Here is a 19,160-nt window from a genome sequence, read left to right as displayed (position 1 = left end):
ATCTCGATACCACGGCCATGGCGATGACGCTGGCCAATATCTATGCCAACGCACTCGGTCTTTCGTTGGCTCCCACCACCCTGACAAACAAGAACACCTGGAGGAAGAAATGAACGTATCTCGATGGAAGGTCATTGTTTCGGCCGTCACTGTCGCATCGACAGTCCTCGGTGGAACCGCATGCAGTAGCGCCTCAGCGACGGACACGGCAGCCAAACCCAAGAACGACTGCAGCCAAGCGCCTGTGCTAGGGAAGTCGACCCCGACCGTTGCCATCCTCGGTGAGGTCGGCTCGGCGACCGACTACTACAAAGGCGATCTCGAGACAGTGATCGCCGGGGCCAGACAGATGAGCGCTCGTGTTCTCGTCAATGGCGTGGGTACTGGTGTCGACACGCCTAGCCTGCTTGCCAACACACGAATGGTCGGGGACGGCAACAACAAGATGCAGCGGAACAAGAGCCTGGAGTGCAAGGAACAGCTGGTGCGAACCAGCTTTTCAACCGAACTGCATAACCTCCCCGATCCCAGGCCGTTGGATGTCTTCAGCAGTTTCCGAACCTTGCAAGGCAACCTCGAGAGCGCTCCCGGTGGCGGTGACATCGATGTTGTAGTTTTCAGCTCGGCGCTGAGTACCGCGGCGCCGGTAAGTCTCGGTGATCATACGGTGCTAAGCAATCCGGACGCAGCGCTGAATCAGCTCGCAGCACAACGTCTCCGACCAAAATGCGCGGGCTGGCGTGTATATGTGATCGGTGGCGACCAGCACAGTGATCCAGCGCTCGACAGCGCGACGTCCGCCCAACTGCGGGAATTCTGGCGCCGTTACTTTGAGGACTGCGGCGGTCAATTGGTGGTATGGAGTCCCCATCTCGACACGTTCCCGACGACCAATGGAGCGATTGCTGCTGCCGACACGACGCAGATTCCGATCCGCCACGAGGACGGCAGGACGATCGCTGAGTTGGACGGAGATGTTCTCTTCGACGCCGGCCAGGACATCTTGCGGCCCGATGCTGCTTCGGCGTTGGAACAAGTACTCGCACTAGCCAATCAGGCCACCGGGAAGATCGACATCGACGGCTACACCGATGTTGGAGGCGACGAGGCCGACAACGTTGGTCTCAGCGAACGACGGTGCGCCACGATCGAAGCGTGGTTGGTCCAGCATGGCATTGGGCCCGATCGCATTACGGATCATGGCCACGGCTCTGCCGACGCGAAGTACCCGAATCCAACGACACCGGAACAGCATCAAGCCAACCGGCGAGTCGAGATTTCGATCTACGACTAGAAATTCTGATCGACGAATCGGCGACATGAAGCCTCAAAGTCTTAGTGGTCAACGGTCTCCTGGACTGTCCATCGGCCTCCCTCTGAAGCGATAGCAGGAGATCTACATGCACCCGCAGACCGAAGCCTCCGAAGGGCAGTGGCGTTTTCGAGGCGATCGCTACGAACGCTTCAGCCAAGGCGGAAAGATTCTGGCTGACGATCCAGCCATCATTGATGCGCAATACCCCTTCGATTACTGCGGACTCCAGGAATTCATCGCGGCAGTGGTCGAACGCAGGATCTTCGATGACCTCAGTGAACGAGACTCGGATCGGGCTGCGGCCATGCTCCTGATCGACTTTCCAATGGGCCCAACGCAATTAGTTTGGCGTATCCACGATTCCCTGTCTGTACCGCGCAGGGGCAACGGCTATGCCGACGACATTTGGGCCTTCGTCGCTGTGCTCGTTGCCGCACTCACGATTGCTATTGAGCAGATCGCAACCGTTCATCGAATGGCGAAGGCGCGCGATGGTCAAGGGGTGGCCGGTTCGCTCGAGTTGTAAGTAACTCATGCCACTGGCCGCATCGACTCAACCAGAACCCGCATGCGGCGCAGTTCGCGCTGACGCGATGCAACACCGGCCCCGTTAGGAGATGGTCGGCAGCCATGGCAGTGGAGGACCACGGCTGCCGACCATCCAAGACGCTGCCCCAGGGGACGCCGCTCCCCGAGGACAGCGCGGGCGTGCTGAACGATGTATCCCCGATGCCTTTAGATGCCGAGGGTTAAGCACCAAGTGCGGTCGACGACGAAAGAGCCAGATCGCTGATCAGTCGGGGCGAGCCGGTGATGTAAGGAGCTGATCAGCCACCACAGTTGACGACCAGGTTATTGAGCCCTTTGTGAAACTCCTGTTGAGCTTGGTCGTTGCGTCCAGCGTGCGACTTCTGCCAGTAGCGGCACCCTGTCATCGGTGACGGGTTCACGATCTCCGGTGCTTGGACATAATTGCCATCGCGCACCTGACCGTCAGCAGTCACCGTCGATGTCGGGTCGGCAATCGCTACCCCCGTTCCAAGCACCGAAGCCGCCAGAGCGCAGGCCGCGATGAAGCCAACCGAGCGCGCCGCGTGCAGCACCGAGCGGCGCTTGTCAACGGCGGCGAGGCCGTCCTCATTCGTTGGCGCGTCGGTCTGAAACGGGCGTGCGGAAGTAAGCATGGCCTTCACCGGCCATCCCCTCTCTCCCCTGGTCAGGGGCGAAAAACGGTCTCTCAAACCCGTCCTGATGGCCGGTTCCCGCCATCGTAAGGGTCAATACGACTGGGTGCAATACAACTGGATACGAAAGAATCCAGGTTTTTACGACTCAGTCAGATTAGCCTGGGTAATTGGCACTCTGGTCTGTTACGGCCGAGTCCTATGTGGTAGACCGATGCCCGCCGATGGCGCCAAGGAGGCGCTCACTGAAACCACCCGTCTCTTTGGCGAACGGGTGCGGGACCGCCGTAACCAACTCGGCATCAGCCAGGAGACGGCCGCCGATCGGATCGGGATTCACTGGTCTGCATTGGGCAAGATCGAGCGCGGTCAGCGGAGTTTGCGGCTGGAGACGATTTTGAAGATCGCGGCCGGTCTCGACGTTGACGCGGGCACGCTCATCTCGGGGCTGCCGATACCGCCGGAATAGGTCTCCAGTAGTGCTCTTCGTTGCTAACCTCTGTGCTGCTCACAAGGTTCAAGCCAACGACGAGGAGTCAGAATGGCTGGCAAGTTCGAGCTGTACAAGGATGCTCGGGGCGAGTTCCGCTTCCGGCTCAAGGCCGGTAATGGCGAGACGATCGCGACTGGCGAGGGGTACAAGACGGAAGCTGGCGCACGGAACGGCATTGAATCCGTCAAGAAGAACGCACCGGACGCGCCCATCGTCGACCTCACGTAGTCGCTAGGCGCGCGGTGCTGGTGTATGTGCGCTGCTAGCGCAGGCGTCGGCACCGCGTCGGAGATTGCCGGGCGAAATTGCTGCACGAGACCCATTCGCCGCCCCGGTATTCTGAGCTGGCTGGTGTTTGCTGGGCTTGTGATTCGCAGGGGTAGCGTGATGGCTGACCGCCTCAAGGTTGATCCGATCGATCTTCATATGTCGTCGGCTCACATGGATATGCACCACGCCGAACTGCTGGCGGCGCACACGGCGGCCAACGGCGAGATCGAAGAAGCACAAGCTGGCTGGGTCGGCACCTCAGCTGCAGCCCTGCAGGCGAAGTTCGCTGAATGGCAGGAAGCAACAGCCTGGATGACCGGCGAGATTGCCGCCCACGGCGAGGCCTTCCGCAAGGCCGCTACGGGTTACGAGGGCATCGACAGCGACAGCGCCCAAGAGCTCAACGACCAGCTCTAATGACAGTTGGCCTGGCCGATATCGACCGGTGGGACCCGTCGGCGGTGCGTGAGGTCTCGAAGGCGCTCGCCAAACGGGGCGCCAGCGCCGATGAGGTTAAGGCGGGCCTCGGCAAGTTGCCGCTCATCGCCAGCTGGCAAGGCAGTGGCGGTGATGCGGCCCGGGCGTCGCTCGACAAGTTGAGTGCTTTTCTGGCCTCGCACGGTGAAGAAATGGCACGGGTGTCGTCGGCGACCGGTAACGCCGCTGATGAGATCGAGCGCGTGCGGGCCTCGTGGCAAAAGATTCAGGGCGATGCACAGCACGAGGGTTTCTCGATCGACCGGGCAACCGGGGAAGTCACGCCGCTCGACAAATCGCGCATCGGCGATCCGATCTACATGTTGCAACAAGCCGACCTCGAAACACGGATCAAGCAACTGCTCGCTTCGGCCAATGCCGCCGACGCCGATTTGGCCCGGGCGATCGCCACGGCCGGTGATGATGCGAACAAAGCGGGCCAACCGGAAACCCGGCCGGATGTGCTCGACGCGTTGTCCAAGCCGCTGCCCGATGATCCAAAGCAGTTCCACGATCTCTGGGACAAGCTGACACCAGAGGAAAAAGACGCGCTCTACCAGCGGGACCACTCGATCGGCAACCATAACGGCATGCCGACCGTTGACCGCGACTACTACAACCGGCTGGCGCTGGGCGACGAGCTGAATCGAGCCCAAGCTGCTCAGGCGCAAGCCGATGCGCTGAGAAACCAGCACCCCGACTGGGCCAACGGCCAGAACATTCCGCCGCCGAACAAGCCGGGCGCGATCTTTGACGACCGGTTGAAATATGAAGCCTGGCAACGGCAGTACGACGCGGCGACGAACGGCGCCAAGTTCCTGCCTGACCTCCAAGCGGTGGATAAGGCGGTCAAGGACAACCCGAACCGCAAGCTGATGCTCCTTGACACGCATAGCGGAACCCAGGCTCGCGCCGCGGTTGCGATTGGCGATCCCGATACGGCGCAACATGTTTCGGTGACGACGCCGGGGTTGAACACGACCGTCCACGGCAGTATCGGCAGCATGACCGAAGAGGCGACCAACCTGCGGCAGGAAAGCCTGCGCCAGCTGCAGAACACGCCTGGCCACTCGCTCGACTCGGTGTCGACCATCGCCTGGATTGGCTACGACGCGCCCCAGGTTCCAGGGTGGGATGACAAGAATGCCTCATTGGCTGGCCTGTGGGGGGTCAGCCACGATGATCTGGCGAAGGCCGGTGCCCATGACCTGGCCGGCTTCTACGACGGTATTGGCGCCAGCCATCAAGGTGTCCCACCCGAGCTGACGGCCATAGGCCACAGCTACGGCTCGCTCACCACCGGCTTGGCTCTGCAAGAACCCGGCAACCACGGCGTCACCAATGCCATCTTTTATGGCTCGCCGGGCATCGAGGCCTCGACGCCGGAGCAGCTGCATCTCCAACCAGGGCATGTATTCACCATGGAAACGCCGGACGACCCGATCCAATGGGTCTACGACGGCCCGCCGATCGCGCACACCGTCGCGGCCGCGCTGCCACCGCCATTCAATACGCTGGCCGAATCAGCCCTTGCCGGAGCGGATCTCAGCGGAGCTGGGCAGTTCGGACCCAATCCGGCGACAAATCCCAACTTCACCCACCTCGCCACCGGCGCGGCCACCGTGCCGGATGGTTTAGGTGGCACGCTGAGTCTTGAAGCCGCGCATGGGCACAGCGACTATCCGCGCTTCAGCAGTGATGGATTACCCAGGACCACCAACTACAACATCGCCGCTGTCATCGCCGGTCTGAGCGACGATGCGGTGCGACAGAAATAGAGGCCCTGAATGACGCTTGGAACCAACCGGCAGCGCTACAGATTGCTCAGCGCTGCTGCCGTTGCTCTCGCCCTCTTGACGACAGGATGTCACGTGTCCAACCCCGATGCCCCCACGCCGTCCACCGATGCCGCCACGGCGCTCGACCAGTTGAAGGCCTTGCCGTCGCTGGAGGACACGACCACCCAGGTGCAAGCCGCCATCGACGAGATCACCACGGCGGCAAGCAAAGTCGTGCCCGACATCGTCTGGACGACCGCGACCAACGAAGACACAGGGAACTGCGAGGCACCGTACGACCAGACAGACGGCAAGCGGTACTTCCTCCCGAACCGTGTCGCCAACGACGTTGCGCTCACGGAGCAACAATGGACAGACCTTCTTAAGACTGCCAAAGATGCGGCCGCCAAGCTTCAGGCAACTGACGTGCAGGTCATGCAGGACCAACCAGGCAAGCATGACGTGTGGTTTACCGGACCGGCCGGCGTCTTCATCAAGTTCTCTTACAAGGGCAACATGGTCGTCTCTGGCTACACCGGCTGTCGCCTGCCAAAGGACAAGAAGTAGCGCCGGGGGTCTGCCTCAAGGGCCAGTTCGGTGCCGCAGCCGCCACTGGATCCAAACACACAGCATGGCCATCGCCACGGTGCCGACGCCTATCATGATTGCCCCCCTGCCACTGGACAGCATCGCCGAGCTGATAGCGGCCAAGACACCGACACCCGTGAGTGTCCTCGCGACGGGTTTATTGCGCACGATGAGAGGAGCAATCGCAATCAAGAGGATAAGAAACAGGACGCCAATCAGAAGCGACCGAAAGTCCACGCCGATGTAGCTATTCAGCCACAGTGTGCCCGGCTCGAATGGGTGAATACTGGGGCATGAAGCTGGCACCCTGACCGGCGTTAACAGCCAGTTGAGAATGGGTTCCGGACGGAATGGATAGTCACTTATTGAGCACATTCGCTCTTAATATGAACTATTTCACGATATGAAGCAAGTACACGCGGGGTGCATCCCCGGCCGAGGTTGCGTAGGCGTGCTCGATCCAATCGTTCTTGACCTGGCTCCAGGTCCACCCTTGGTTGGCCGTAGCTCTCGTGTGGCCGGAGACCAGCGGATATTGGCCTGAGAAGCCGGTCACGATCATCATGTGGTCGAGTGTGCCGTCCGGCCGACCGTTCCAGTCGTAGCCAATGAGGTCGCCAATTTGCGCGTTCGGCACGTCGTTCTGGCGCCAATTCAGCTCTTGGATAGTCGCGGTGCCAGAATCGACGAGGTAATTCTTCAGATAATCCGGCTGCGCCGCAGTTTTGGTGGGGCCGCCGAGCACATCCGCCTTCGAAGCACGCTTATTAATATCAAGCGAACTGTCGGTCCAATCGGCCGTCTTCGGCAGGCCACCGGCCCACAGCGCTTGAGAAATGAACCAAGCGCAATCATTACCCGAAAAACGCTCGGGAGCGTTGACATTGGCCAGGGCCCATTGCTGGGTTGCCCCGCGATTGAATCCTCCCGCCGTTGCGGACGCCGAAGGATGCAACACCAGGAGCGCGAAGGCAGTGACGAACGCGAATACGATTGCTAGCGGACGGGCGACGAGCTGTTTGGTTGTCACGCAGTGTGATCGCTGCTTGAGCACGTTTCGTTACGTGCGCAAACATCGCGAACCGCGCCGCGCCGTCGGCCTTCGACGCGAGAAGCTTCGGCTCGATGGCACGAGTTTCTGCAGTTTTGGCTGAGAAGGGGCCGTTAGTGGCAGCCCCCACTGGGTAGACCGGCTGCAGGGCATGCCTCAATCCGGAGTGCGGTAAGCCTTAGTCCTGTCCGCGTCGTGTGAAAACTGACCCCGTGTCGACGCCCGAATTTTGACCCCCTTCGTCTGAGTCTCGGCTTACGAGCCGAGAGGAGAAGGGAGTTGCTAGCAGTGGAGGATTGGGCTGAGATCCGCAGGCTTCATCGAGCGGAGGGGTTGCCGATCAAGTTGATCGCCAGGACGTTGAAGATCTCGCGTAACACGGTGCGGGCGGCGTTGGCCTCTGACGGGCCGACGAAGTATGAACGCAAACCGGCGGGGTCGGTGGTGGATGGGTTCGAGGACGCGATCCGCGCTCAGCTCACGGCGGTGCCGACGATGCCGGCCAGCGTGATCGCCGAGCGGGTCGGCTGGAGTCGTGGGATGACCGTGTTCAACGAGCGGGTCCGCGAGTTGCGCCCGGCGTATCTGCCACCGGACCCGGCCGGGCGCACCACCTACGACGCCGGCGATATCGCGCAGTGCGACTTGTGGTTTCCCCCCACGACGATCCCGGTGGGTTACGGGCAGACCCGCACGCCGGTGCAGCTGCCGGTGCTGACGATGGTGTGCGGCTATTCGCGGTGGCTGGCAGCGCTCCTGATCCCGTCACGACGGGCCGAGGATCTGTTCGCCGGATGGTGGCAACTGATCAACGCGTTGGGTGCGGTGCCGCGCACCTTGGTCTGGGACGGCGAAGGTGCAGTCGGACGGTATCGGTCCGGCAAATCCGAGCTGACCCGCGATTGTCAGGCGTTTCGCGGGGTGCTGGGCACCAAGGTGGTCGTGCTCAAACCGCGCGAGCCTGAGCACAAGGGCATCATCGAACGAGCCCACGACTACTTCGAACGGTCGTTTCTGCCCGGCCGAACCTTCACCGGCCCCGGCGATTTCAACCACCAGTTGGGCAAGTGGCTGGCCGTGGTCAACACGCGAAAGCGCCGCGTGTTGGGGTGCGCGCCGACCGATCGGATCGGCGCCGACCGCCAGGCGATGCTGACACTGCCGCCGGTGGCACCTGCGGTGGGGTGGCGCCACTGCACCCGGTTGGCGCGCGATCACTACATCCGGTTGGACTCCAACGATTACTCGGTTCACCCTGCGGTGATCGGTCGGCGTATCGAAGTGGTTGCCGACCTGGATCGGGTCACGGTGTTCTGTGACGGCAAGACCGTCGCCGACCACGAGCGGGTGTGGGCCTGGCATCAGACCATCACCGACCCCGAGCACCGTGAGGCGGCGAACATGCTGCGCCACAACCGCATCGGTGCTCTGCGGCCAGTGCGTGAACACCCCGACCAGTTGGCCGTCGAGCAGCGCTGCCTGGCTGACTACGACGCCGCGTTGGGCATCGACCTCGGCGAAGGTGGTTTGGTGTCATGACCACCAAGACCACACGAACACCTGCGACTGCGGCGTCGTCGACCAACCGGGATCTAGGCGCCGAGATCACCTTCTTGACTCGCGCCCTCAAGGCTCCCACCATGCGTGAGGCAGTGACCCGACTGGCCGAACGAGCCCGGGCCGAATCGTGGACACACGAAGAGTTCTTGGTGGCCTGTCTGCAGCGCGAGGTCTCCGCCCGAGAGTCACACGGCGGTGAGGGCCGTATCCGCGCGGCCCGGTTTCCATCGCGAAAGTCTTTGGAGGAGTTCGACTTCGACCATGCCCGCGGTCTCAAACGTGATCTGATCGCCCACCTGGGAACGCTGGACTTCGTCATCGCCAAGGACAACGTTGTCTTCCTGGGACCACCCGGGACCGGCAAGACGCATCTGGCCATCGGTATCGCGATACGGGCCTGCCAAGCCGGGCACCGGGTGCTGTTCGCCACCGCCTCGGAATGGGTGGCTCGGCTGGCCGAGGCCCATCACACCGGTCGTCTGCAGCAAGAACTCATCCGGCTGGGCCGCTACCCACTGCTCGTCGTCGACGAAGTCGGCTACATCCCATTCGAGCCCGAAGCCGCCAACCTGTTCTTCCAGCTGGTGTCCTCCCGCTACGAACGCGCCAGCCTCATCGTCACGTCGAACAAGCCGTTCGGGCGGTGGGGCGAAGTGTTCGGCGACGACGTCGTGGCCGCCGCCATGATCGATCGCCTGGTCCACCACGCCGAAGTCATCGCCCTCAAAGGCGACTCGTACCGCATCAAAGACCGCGACCTCGGGAGAGTCCCAGGCTCAACCACCGAAGAATGAACACCAAGGGGGTCAATTTTCAACCGTCGAAAAGGGGTCAATTTTCAACCGCCGTTGACAAGTCCTTGGTAGTTCAGAATCTCCGTGCTACCAAGGACGCCCCAACGTGCTAGCGAGATCCCGACTTAAGTGCCGGGCTCGACCCGTAAGTAGTTCGGCTGGCGGCTCGCACTGTCTGCTCGCGACATTGCTAGCCAAATCGACAACGGCCGTAGCAAACTACAACGGTGGAATTTGCGCGACCGGTTCGTCGCGAAATCAACTGTTATCAGAACGGCTCACATTAGTGTGGTCAGCGCGACCGCGGATGTGTAAGTTCCAGGAGATGAAGGCACTTGGGGGACAACGGAGAATGGGACGCTCTGGTGGCTGGTGCCACAGACGTCGGATGGACCGTGGCCTATGACAAGAGCAATCACCCACGTTTGGTGCCTCCACCCGGGTTAGTAGACCCGGCAACGGGCAAACCCGCGCGACCCGTCACGCTGAGCAGCACGAGCTCCGACTACCGAGGTGTCAAAAACTGCGCAGCGCAGCTACGCCGACTCGGCGTCCAAGTACCCCACAAGGGGTATACACCGCCTAAGAAGGGCAAAACGAAGACGTGAAGAAGGTTGATCCTCGTATGAACGCCTACAACGTCGAGGCATATATGCCGGCGATTGCAGACGAGACCGATTGGGATGAGCTTCGCGATCTTGTCGACGTCATCCCCGGGACCATTCTGGTCGAAGACCCTGACGCGCCTCTGTTGATTTTCCCGGTTGACGCACTCGATGACTACGCCGCCTTTTCACTCGTTGATGGGGTCCTGAGACTGCGGGGCGTACAGCCCGAAAGAGGGCGAATCTGCGAAATCGAGTGCAGCGAACATGGTGATGAACACCGCGACGACTGCACCTCAAACGCCGACTGGAAGCATCTGGTCAGCCGGTAACACGCCGTGCAGCTGGTAGTTGTACACGATCCTTTGATCGCGTACCCTGGCGATCTTCGCCTTTGAGAGCGGAGTCATTTAGGGGGCCAGGTATGGCCAAGAACAGCCCGAACTCACGTCATGTCGTCCCGAATTCAGGCGGCGGCTGGGATGTGCGAAAGCCGGGTGCGGACCGCGCCAGCAGGCACTACGACACGCAGGCCGACGCGATCGATGGCGGGCGGCGAATCCTCGGCAACGATGGCGGCGGAGAACTGCGTATCCACGGCCGCGATGGCCGGATTCGTGACTCCGACACGATCCCGCCGGGCACGACCCGAACCCGCCGAAGGACACGCGTTGAGCGAGACCTGGTCCGTAGTCGTAGGAGAGCCGAACGATCGGGGTCGGCCTGACGGCGGCGATACCCAGAAGTCGTGATCAGGGAGGGTGTGGAGGCCGGTGCGCGGGATGCCTTCAGCGAGGCAAACCGACGTTGTCGAGCGCTGGCCGTAATCCCTTGAGCGTCATCAGGTTTAGGCCGCTTTGGAGCGAGGAGGTCACTTCCATGTCGGGATGGAATGAGGTGTTATTTGTCTGACCAACCAGACTCCGACAAGCGCCTCGAGCTGGCTTACGACGCAGCCGAAAAGCGGCTCACCCTGCAGGACACCACCCTCTCAAACGTCCGAACGCGAGCGAACAACCTGCTTGCCGCGACTGCGGTGTTTATTTCCTTCGCCACCGGAATCGGGATGATCAACACCGATCCGAAAAAGGGCATACTGCTCCCGGTGCTTGCGGGGCTTGTCCTTCTCGCGATTGTGATCGCGGTCGGCGTGAACGTGCTGATGATCATGTGGCCGGTCAAGGACTGGTGCTATGTGCCTTCAGCGAAGGTGATCATGGACATGACCAACGCTGGTGATGACGAAAACGCCATCCGCAGGCACGTCATCGACAAGATGATCCAAGGTGCCGCCGCAAACGGGACGATGCTCGCGGACAAGCAAAACAAGTTCCGATGGGTCGTTGGTCTTGTAGGGGCCGAAATAGCGGTACTCGCTGTAATTCTTCTTCTACGACTGGGAGCTATGGCATGACCGATAACTGGGACAACTTCGAGACGCCGCAAGAGAAGGCCCAGCGGGAGCGCGAGGAGCGATCACGCGACGAATTCAACCAGAGAGATCGAGAAGACACGCGGCGCGACATCGAGCGTGAGATCGAGCGGCGAAGCCAACAAGGTCGACGAAACAAGCGCGCTTAGGGTGCGCTCTCGGCAATGGTGCCGCTGACCGTCCTGCGGGCTCGATCGGATCGGTGGTTTGGCGTCTTCGGCGATCATTGGTTCGCGTAGTGATTCATCGAGGACCCCATGATACGGGTGATTCGTATATGACTGCCATTCAACGATTCGCAGGACCTAGTTATTCTCGGCGAGCACAACCATACGCGATTTGTTCTATTTTTAAATCGTTGAAGCATCGACTCTGATGGAGTGAAATGCGTCGAAACCAACTAACAAGTTGACCTCACTGGGTTATACTTTACCTATGGCTATTTACGCCAATTTTGTCGGGGTGCATAAACATCTGGACCCGGCTATAAGGGACTTGCCGGGTGCCGAGCAGGATGCCGTAGCGCTATGGGCGTTGTTTTGTGATGCGATTCCTGGCTTAGAAACCTCGTCGAGCTTGCTGATAAATCAGGACGCGACCTTTGACAAGGTGCGTCAGGCGATGATTGACAGCCTAGTTACGGCAGGTCCCGACGATACGGTCATTTTTACGTTCTCCGGTCATGGGTCGAGGGATCATAGATTCGCGTTTCACGACACGGAACTCGGCAGACTCGCGGATACAACTATTCCGATGGAGGAACTTTCGCAGCTCTTCAAGAAGTCGAAAGCCAAGAACATTCTGTGCATCCTGGACTGCTGCTTCAGCGGCGATGCGCCGGCGAGAGTGCTCGAAGACTCACCCATAGCACGAAGCGGTCTCACTCATCTGGACTCGCTAGCAGGTAAGGGACGTGTGCTGATCGCGGCTTCGCGCGAAGATGAACCGTCCTACGAACTGCCTGGCAAGAACCACGGCATCTTCACCGGCGCGTTGATCGAAGTCCTTCTTCAGGCAAAGGATGGCCTCGCGGTCAGCGAAGCCATGGACAAGGTGATGGACGTCGTTCGCGCGGAAAGTCAGAAAGCGGGCGTCACGCAAACGCCGGTTTCGTTGGGCCAAGTCGAAGGTGGATTCAAACTGCCGCCGTTCACGATCGGCGATGTGTACTCCCGGATGTTCCCGAATGTCGTCGGCATCAAGATCACCAACGACCTGAGTGATTTGACTCAATTCGCGATTCCGCAGACCGCCATCGATGCTTGGACGGATCGATTCGAAAACGGACTCAATGATCTTCAGCTGACGGCTGTGAACGATTATCGAATCCTTGATAATAAATCGCTGCTCGTAGTCGCACCGACCAGCTCAGGTAAAACCTTCATCGGCGAGCTTGCCGCAGTTCGAGGAGTCCAGGTTGGTCGCAAGTCGGTGTTTCTCCTTCCATATAAGGCACTTGTCAATGAGAAGTTCGATCAGTTCTCAACGCTGTACGGGGACGAGCTGGGGCTGACTGTCATCCGTTGTTCGGGGGATTACGCGGACAACATCAATGAGTTCGTTCGCGGTAAGTACGACATCGCTTTCCTTACCTATGAGATGTTTCTGGGCCTCGTCACCTCGAATCCTTCATTGATGAGCGCTGTCGGGCTTGTTGTGATCGACGAAGCACAGTTCATCACCGACGCTGCCAGAGGTATTAATGTCGAACTGCTGTTGACTTACTTGATAACCCTGCGTGAGCGCAACATCGAGCCGCAAATCATCGCCTTGTCCGCGGTCATCGGCAGCGTGAACGATTTCGACAGCTGGCTAGGAATCAACAAGTTAGTCAGTACCACTCGGCCCGTCCCACTTGTTGAGGGCGTACTGGATCGCGCGGGCACCTATCAATACAAAGATCCCGAGACTGGTGAGATCAAGATCGAACAGCTGCTCGGGCCATACGACATTGTGCAGCGAACGAGCAAGCCCAGCTCTCAGGACGTCATCGTGCCTCTGGTTCGAAAGCTGTTGTCGGATAACGCTAACGAGAAGTTGATCATCTTCAGAACAACCAAGGGGTCAACTCAGGGTGCGGCTGAGTATCTTGCCGCTGAACTCGGTTTGCCACCAGCGACATCAGCGATCGACAGCTTGCCGACGAACGACTTGTCAGCCGCTTCGGCGCGCCTGAGACGATCGCTGTCTGGTGGCACAGCGTTCCATAACACCAATCTCAATCGCCAAGAGCGAGAAGTCGTCGAGAAGGAGTTCCGCAGCAAAACCGGTAATATCAAAGCGCTCTCGTCGACAACCACCATGGCCGCGGGTATCAACACCCCGGCATCAACCGTCATCATCGCCGAACACGAGTTCAAAGGACCTACCGGGCGACCGTTCAGTGTCGCCGAGTACAAGAACATGGCGGGACGAGCGGGACGCATGGGATACAACGAGGACGGACGCTCAGTACTACTGGCGTCGCATGCGAGCGAACGCGAGTTCCTCTTCCAACGGTATGTCCTAGGCGAGCTCGATCCCCTCAGGTCCTCGTTCGAACTCGAAGAGATCGAAACGTGGATCATGCGACTTCTCGCTCAGGTCAACACATCGATCGAACGTGATCAGATTGTCCGACTCCTCGTCAATACGTATGGCGGTTATCTTGCCGTGAAGGCGAACCCCGACTGGGCTGACGTGATGGTCGGCAGACTTGAGCAGTCTTTGAATCAGATGTTCACCCTCGGACTGATCGAGGATGTTGGTGGCCAGGTAGACCTCACGCTCCTGGGAAGAGCGTGCGGACAGTCCGCTCTGTCGTTCAACTCGATGAGAATGCTGATCACGGTCATCAACTCGCTTCCTGATAGCACGAGCGCACGTGATCTGATGGCCGCCGTCCAAGTAATACCAGAGCTCGACCGCATCTATATGCCCATGCAACGTGGGCGAAATAGTCGAGAAACCGGGTGGCCAAATGTGCTCGCCGGTCGTTTCGGCAGTGTCGTTGCAAGAGCCTTGCAGATTGCAGCTACCGATATGTTCAATTATGCCGCCAGAAGCAAGAAGGCACTTATACTTGATGACTGGATTAGTGGATCTCCGGTTGACCAGATTGAACGAGCCTTCACCAGCAATGTATTTAATGCCGTCAGTTACGGTGAGATCACATCGATTGCAGATAGCACTCGATTCTTCCTGGGATCAGCCTCGCAAATCGCGCTGATCCTGCGTCCTTCTGAAATGCTTACCGCAGATTCGTTAGCGACCCTTATGAAAAGGCTCGAAACCGGCTTGCCTGAGGATGTACTCGGCCTGCTAGACCTCCCGGTAGCGCTGGATCGTGGCGAATATCTTCAACTCAGGACGGCTGGATTGAGGAGCATTGACGCACTTAAATCCGCATCGCCGGATCAGTTAAGGGAATTACTCGGACAAGCCAGGGCTGAAGAGCTTGCAGCAGCTCTTGTAATTGAAGGATAGTGTCGCGAACGGCATATCCCAGTTATGCGTTGCCATTGCATTGGTTTATCAATATAATTGACACGAATGGATGGATTGCGTCCTCAAAAAGACGGCTCGATAGATTGCCAGATGGGTTATAACCCTGTTTTTGGTGCCAAGCCGACGCCGATGCGGTTGTTTTGGTTTGCGGCTAGCGGTACCGTTCGCCTGGTCGAATATCACGCGGGTATCGATGGTCGCAACGTGGAAACCGAGGTATTCAACGTGCCCGCGAATGCAATAAAGCAATCAGTCATCGCAGACGCAAGCACTACTTTAATACTCACGCTGCCAGAACGCCGGTATAAATTATTCTTGGGGGAGAAGGCTCTCGAACAAACAGGGCGATTCTATCCCCTTGTTGGAGGCGCCACCATGATCGCCGGTATGGCCCTGGGGTCGATAGAGTCCCGGGCCGACGGTTTATATGACTTTCAACGATTTCTTTCGACACACAACGTCAGAACAAAACGATCAAGCATGCTTCGTCTCATCGTTGGGACTATTCTGGTATTCGTACTCGTTCTTTCAGTATTGATTGGCGTGCTCGCTATTTGGTTGAGACGATGACGGGTGAAGCTCGTCGACAGTTGCGTATGTGTCGCCCCACCTGAGAATCTTCCGAATACTTCACTTGGGATGGAGAAGTTCACACTGCCGAAGTCCCTTATCAGGGAGGGTTAGCGCCCCGAGCGAATCGCTGGTCACCGCCACTCCAAAGGCGCCAGAGACGTTCCCGATAAACCTAGAACGGCCACTTGAACTTGAGCAATCCTCCCAAGGATCCAATAACCGTTGATCCGATGTGACCCACAACTTGGCCTGTTGCCTTGACCGTTTCGACGACTGTCTCTACAGGATGACTCAGCGCGTACCTGGCAGTACTCCCCGGGTCGCTGAAATCGGCATGCGCAGCCTGGTCGAACGTATACGACCATGTACTCGTTGCAATGCCGCCCAAATACAGCAATGGATTGCGAGTGCTGGCCCCCAATTGTGCGAGCCCGTCGCCTAATGCCCCAGTTGACTTGAATAGAGCGCCGGCAGCGTCGCCGTTGTAGCCGGCAATGAACCCACCGGCGAAGTTCAGTACGTTACTAACCACCGGGACGCCGATGATGGCGGCGAGATCTGATGCCCTCGAAACAAAGTTGCCGAAAACACTGCTTTGGAATATCTGATTGAGGCTCGTGATCAGGGGCGACGCCGATGGATAGGTGTGAATTGGTGAACTGCCCCCGCCGCCGGTCGACCCGCCCTGGGGGTGCCCAGGCGCGGCGAGGCCGACGATATTGATGTCGGTTGGGCTGCGACGCGGCAGTTCCGCTTCGGCGGCGCCACCATCGGGGTAGCTCGGCAAGACCACCGTCTGACCCGGCTTGACGATCCTGATGCCATCGGGGTTGACGTCGGCGCGGGGCCCGTAGAGGACGGCCACATTTTGGTTGTATGCGTTCGTGTATTGCAGGTTGCCGCTTGACGTCCGACTGAAGCCAGCTGTGCCATATTGATCGACATTTCGTTGTATGAACGCGGCGTAATCAGCTGGATTCGGGTACTGCGGGCCATACAGCCGCGTGTAGTCGGATGAAGCGGGCGTCCAATATTTGCCTGTCGGATCAGCGTTCCTGAACTGTTGAACGTATGCGTCCCAGGCGGGGTCGGAAGTCGCGGCTGTCGATACGGCGAGGAGTTGGACTTGTGGACTGGGCGATCCGGTGCCCGTCGGCAATTGTGTTGCACTACTCGTCACTGCTCGATTCGAGACACCTGAGGCGTTACCAACATCCGCGACAACGACAGCCGGCTTGGCCGCTGCCTGCTCGGAGGCATCAGTGTCGGCCGCGGATTGTGCTGCAGCAGCGTACATTACCGATGCTCCAGCTGCTGTTCTGTCGACTGGTGTCTCAACTTTGTCAGCAGCAGACCCAGACACCGTCGCCGAAGACGCGTCTGCGGTCCCGGTCCCTGCAAAGAACCGATCGGTGTTCGAGGATGTATCGGCTGAGGGAAGCTTCGGCGACAACGAGGCAGGTGCCTGTGCAGTCACGCTTTTCGGTCTGCTGACCACGTTTGTAGATTTGATCTGAACCTTCGCGGTACTGGACGGGGCTGCTTTCGGGGTTCCGGAGGGCTCGGTGGACGATGGCTTCTTCGAAACATCCGCGGGCGAGGACCCTGCCGAAGCTGAACCGGACGCCGTTGCGCTTTGCGAGGTTGCGGAGGCTTCGCTGCCAGCGGATGAGGTCGATGATGCTGCCGACGAATTGGATGATCCCGCTGAACTGGACGCCGAACCTTCATCGGCGTGGGCGACGCCTGATCCGCCCGCAAGGGCTGCCCCGACACCTAGCGTGATGGCGCCAGCTCCGAGCCAGGCGTACGCCTCAGTGTGGCGTTGGCTTTTGCGGTGCCGACCCCTGCGTGGCCGCGATTTCATACCAGCGTTACCCCGAGTCGCCACGCAGTTACCTTCCCTAACGATTATCCGATCGCGATCGGAGCAACCAGATCCCTTGGTGCAGTGCCATTCCTAGCATGCCGAGGTCAGGCACGGGAGGAGAAACCGGCAAACACGCCGAAATAATTGACGGATCGGTCGAACGGCCGACACCCCGCGCTGGAGAGGTAGCCGCCGCCCATCCATGGCTCGGGCGGGGCTGCGGCGATTAGCGTGATTTAATCCTTGCGCCGCTGTGGATAGTGCCGTTGAGGCCGGGCAAGATGGCAGACATCTGACCGTTGGGATGGGGCGTCAACTGATGGTTACGAGTCCCAGCAGAGGGAGCGCTATGCCTTACGACAAAGACGGCAACTCGATGTCTCTCGCCGCCGCACTGGAGCAGCTTGTGCCAGTCGCCTTCGAAAAGCTGAAGCAAACGGCGAAGACGTACAACGCGTTTGTGACGTATAAGGAGTTGGGCGACGCGGCGAAAGAGGCGACCGGCATCCGATACGACGCCACCTATCGCTGGGTGGGCAAGCTCCTTGGCCCCATTGTCTGGCGTTGCAAGGAGGAAGGCTTGCCGCCACTCACCTCGCTGGTCGTCCATGCCGACGACCACTCGGTCGGCGAGGGCTATGACGAAGTCTTTCGAGCAGCGGGTTTGCCGGTTCCGGAAGGCTCCGACAAGATTGCTCAGCTTGACGACCACGCCGCCGCCTCGCGGTTGGAGTGCTATCGCCACTTCGGCGCTGAACTGCCGCCAGATGGAGGCGTGCCTACGCTGACGCCGAAGATCAAAGCCGCGCGTGACGCATCGAAGAGTTCTAAGCCGAGGCCTCTTCAGTTCTGCGAAATACACAACATCGCCTTGCCGGCGACCGGCCGCTGCGATGAATGCGACTGAAACCGTGATTGGTTGCCGACTGTCGCGTGACAAGAAGTAAGCCGTGGCCTCTTCGCTCTCTGACGATGATGTTCGAAAGTTCCTGAGCTATCTGTACTTCGGTGACGTGCAGGACGAGATCGATGCCTCGATACGGCGGGCATATCGCGACTTCAGCCGCACCCTTCATGGTCTGGGGAAGTACGTTGACAGATCGAGGAGCAAGGCAGCCGCCAGGGAGGTGTTACGCGACTCGATACGTGAACTGACCGCTTCGGCCACGAGCCGCCAAGACGAGTTCGATGCTTGGCACAAGAACACCTGCGACGAACTGCGAGCCAGCTTTGGCGACTTCCATGTCTACTACGGCCAAGCGCAGAAGTGGATCAACATGTCACTCAAGTACCTGTTCATCCTCGACCGATCTCGTATCGCTCCGTACTGGGACTACTGCCATGTCCCCGTGGACAACATCCTGCTCGGCAAGATTGCAGGACACGAACCTCCCCGCTTTGGCTGCTGGTGGAGCCGAATCGACGACTACCAACGCTATCGTCACTTTCAGGACTGGTTTCGAAACGAGTTCCCTGGTGCCCCAATGGATAACGAATGGCGGCTGTGGCTTGGCGCAGAGGATGCTTGAAAACTACAGGCTTCGAGCATCCGCCCACAGAAGTGTTCGACAAGCGCATCCTCGTCTGCGCCGTAGCCGGTTAACTGTTCCGACTTTGCTGCCGATCCTCGTCCGCGTTGCTTCGCAAATGCCAGCCGCATCGTTCGCACATCACCCATCCCGTT

At 59.4% G+C, this 19,160-nt stretch carries 20 protein-coding genes; 17 read left to right on the top strand and 3 right to left on the bottom strand.

Annotated features, from left to right (window positions below; translation table 11 throughout):
- Nucleotides 1–1,294: OmpA family protein (locus VJV41_RS14215; RefSeq protein WP_325334715.1), on the top strand; the 1,294-nt coding region annotated here is incomplete at its 5' end.
- Between the two features lie 106 nt (nt 1,295–1,400).
- Nucleotides 1,401–1,841, top strand: a complete 441-nt coding sequence (locus tag VJV41_RS14210) for a hypothetical protein (protein WP_325334714.1) — start codon at nt 1,401–1,403, stop codon at nt 1,839–1,841.
- Nucleotides 1,842–2,142: 301 nt separating this feature from the next.
- On the opposite strand, the gene VJV41_RS14205 is transcribed toward VJV41_RS14210, so the two are convergent.
- The gene (locus tag VJV41_RS14205) at nt 2,143–2,499 is read right to left on the bottom strand and encodes a hypothetical protein (protein ID WP_325334712.1); all 357 of its coding nucleotides are present in this window, start codon (nt 2,497–2,499) and stop codon (nt 2,143–2,145) included.
- 214 nt (nt 2,500–2,713) lie between these two features.
- On the opposite strand from VJV41_RS14205, the gene VJV41_RS14200 reads away from it, so the two are divergent.
- The 5 genes from VJV41_RS14200 to VJV41_RS14180 all read left to right on the top strand — a co-directional run bounded on the left by VJV41_RS14200 (nt 2,714) and on the right by VJV41_RS14180 (nt 6,084).
- A complete protein-coding gene (locus VJV41_RS14200; protein ID WP_325334711.1) occupies nt 2,714–2,968 on the top strand; it encodes a helix-turn-helix transcriptional regulator in 255 nt (84 codons plus the stop codon).
- A gap of 72 nt (nt 2,969–3,040) precedes the next feature.
- Complete coding sequence (locus VJV41_RS14195; RefSeq protein WP_325334710.1) at nt 3,041–3,220, top strand: YegP family protein; 180 nt, start codon at nt 3,041–3,043, stop codon at nt 3,218–3,220.
- A 159-nt stretch (nt 3,221–3,379) separates the two neighbouring features.
- Nucleotides 3,380–3,679, top strand: a complete 300-nt coding sequence (locus tag VJV41_RS14190; RefSeq protein ID WP_325334709.1) for a WXG100 family type VII secretion target — start codon at nt 3,380–3,382, stop codon at nt 3,677–3,679.
- Nucleotides 3,679–5,517 carry an alpha/beta hydrolase gene (locus tag VJV41_RS14185; protein ID WP_325334708.1) on the top strand — a complete coding sequence of 613 codons (1,839 nt, stop codon included), beginning with the start codon at nt 3,679–3,681 and terminating at the stop codon, nt 5,515–5,517. The genes VJV41_RS14190 and VJV41_RS14185 overlap by 1 nt, the downstream gene beginning before the upstream one ends.
- Before the next feature lie 9 nt (nt 5,518–5,526).
- Nucleotides 5,527–6,084: an LppA family lipoprotein gene (locus tag VJV41_RS14180; protein WP_325334706.1), complete on the top strand. Its 558-nt coding sequence runs from the start codon at nt 5,527–5,529 to the stop codon at nt 6,082–6,084.
- A gap of 412 nt (nt 6,085–6,496) precedes the next feature.
- Here the strand turns inward: VJV41_RS14180 and VJV41_RS14175 are convergent, their stop codons facing one another.
- Nucleotides 6,497–7,135: an amidase domain-containing protein gene (locus VJV41_RS14175; RefSeq protein WP_325334704.1), complete on the bottom strand. Its 639-nt coding sequence runs from the start codon at nt 7,133–7,135 to the stop codon at nt 6,497–6,499.
- A 300-nt stretch (nt 7,136–7,435) separates the two neighbouring features.
- On the opposite strand from VJV41_RS14175, the gene istA reads away from it, so the two are divergent.
- From istA to VJV41_RS14135, 8 genes are all read left to right on the top strand, one after another.
- Nucleotides 7,436–8,695, top strand: a complete 1,260-nt coding sequence (istA, locus tag VJV41_RS14170; protein ID WP_325334702.1) for an IS21 family transposase — start codon at nt 7,436–7,438, stop codon at nt 8,693–8,695.
- The gene (gene istB, locus VJV41_RS14165; RefSeq protein ID WP_325334700.1) at nt 8,692–9,510 is read left to right on the top strand and encodes an IS21-like element helper ATPase IstB; all 819 of its coding nucleotides are present in this window, start codon (nt 8,692–8,694) and stop codon (nt 9,508–9,510) included. The genes istA and istB overlap by 4 nt, the downstream gene beginning before the upstream one ends.
- 625 nt (nt 9,511–10,135) lie before the next feature.
- Nucleotides 10,136–10,447 (top strand): hypothetical protein, encoded by a 312-nt coding sequence (locus VJV41_RS14160; protein WP_325334698.1) that lies wholly within the window; start codon nt 10,136–10,138, stop codon nt 10,445–10,447.
- 92 nt (nt 10,448–10,539) lie between these two features.
- Nucleotides 10,540–10,842 (top strand): DUF2188 domain-containing protein, encoded by a 303-nt coding sequence (locus tag VJV41_RS14155; RefSeq protein WP_325334696.1) that lies wholly within the window; start codon nt 10,540–10,542, stop codon nt 10,840–10,842.
- 177 nt (nt 10,843–11,019) lie between these two features.
- Nucleotides 11,020–11,529 carry a hypothetical protein gene (locus tag VJV41_RS14150; RefSeq protein WP_325334694.1) on the top strand — a complete coding sequence of 170 codons (510 nt, stop codon included), beginning with the start codon at nt 11,020–11,022 and terminating at the stop codon, nt 11,527–11,529.
- Complete coding sequence (locus VJV41_RS14145) at nt 11,526–11,696, top strand: hypothetical protein (protein WP_325334692.1); 171 nt, start codon at nt 11,526–11,528, stop codon at nt 11,694–11,696. Before VJV41_RS14150 ends, VJV41_RS14145 begins: the two co-directional genes overlap by 4 nt.
- 286 nt (nt 11,697–11,982) lie before the next feature.
- Entirely contained in the window at nt 11,983–15,012 is a 3,030-nt protein-coding gene (locus VJV41_RS14140) for a DEAD/DEAH box helicase (protein WP_325334690.1), read from the top strand.
- Between the two features lie 66 nt (nt 15,013–15,078).
- Nucleotides 15,079–15,603 (top strand): hypothetical protein, encoded by a 525-nt coding sequence (locus VJV41_RS14135; protein WP_325334689.1) that lies wholly within the window; start codon nt 15,079–15,081, stop codon nt 15,601–15,603.
- Between the two features lie 175 nt (nt 15,604–15,778).
- On the opposite strand, the gene VJV41_RS14130 is transcribed toward VJV41_RS14135, so the two are convergent.
- Nucleotides 15,779–16,903, bottom strand: coding sequence for a hypothetical protein (locus VJV41_RS14130; RefSeq protein ID WP_325334687.1), 1,125 nt, complete (start codon nt 16,901–16,903; stop codon nt 15,779–15,781).
- Between the two features lie 949 nt (nt 16,904–17,852).
- Here VJV41_RS14130 and VJV41_RS14125 point away from each other — a divergent pair.
- Together VJV41_RS14125 and VJV41_RS14120 are read left to right on the top strand one after the other, a co-directional pair.
- Entirely contained in the window at nt 17,853–18,383 is a 531-nt protein-coding gene (locus VJV41_RS14125) for a hypothetical protein (RefSeq protein ID WP_325334686.1), read from the top strand.
- A 43-nt stretch (nt 18,384–18,426) separates the two neighbouring features.
- On the top strand, nt 18,427–19,005 hold the full coding sequence (locus VJV41_RS14120; protein ID WP_325334685.1) for a hypothetical protein: 579 nt from the start codon (nt 18,427–18,429) through the stop codon (nt 19,003–19,005).
- Nucleotides 19,006–19,160: the final 155 nt, after the last annotated feature.

Origin of the sequence: Mycobacterium sp., assembly GCF_035274705.1 — a bacterium.
GTDB lineage: Bacteria > Actinomycetota > Actinomycetes > Mycobacteriales > Mycobacteriaceae > Mycobacterium.
This window is presented reverse-complemented; position numbering and strand designations above follow the sequence as displayed.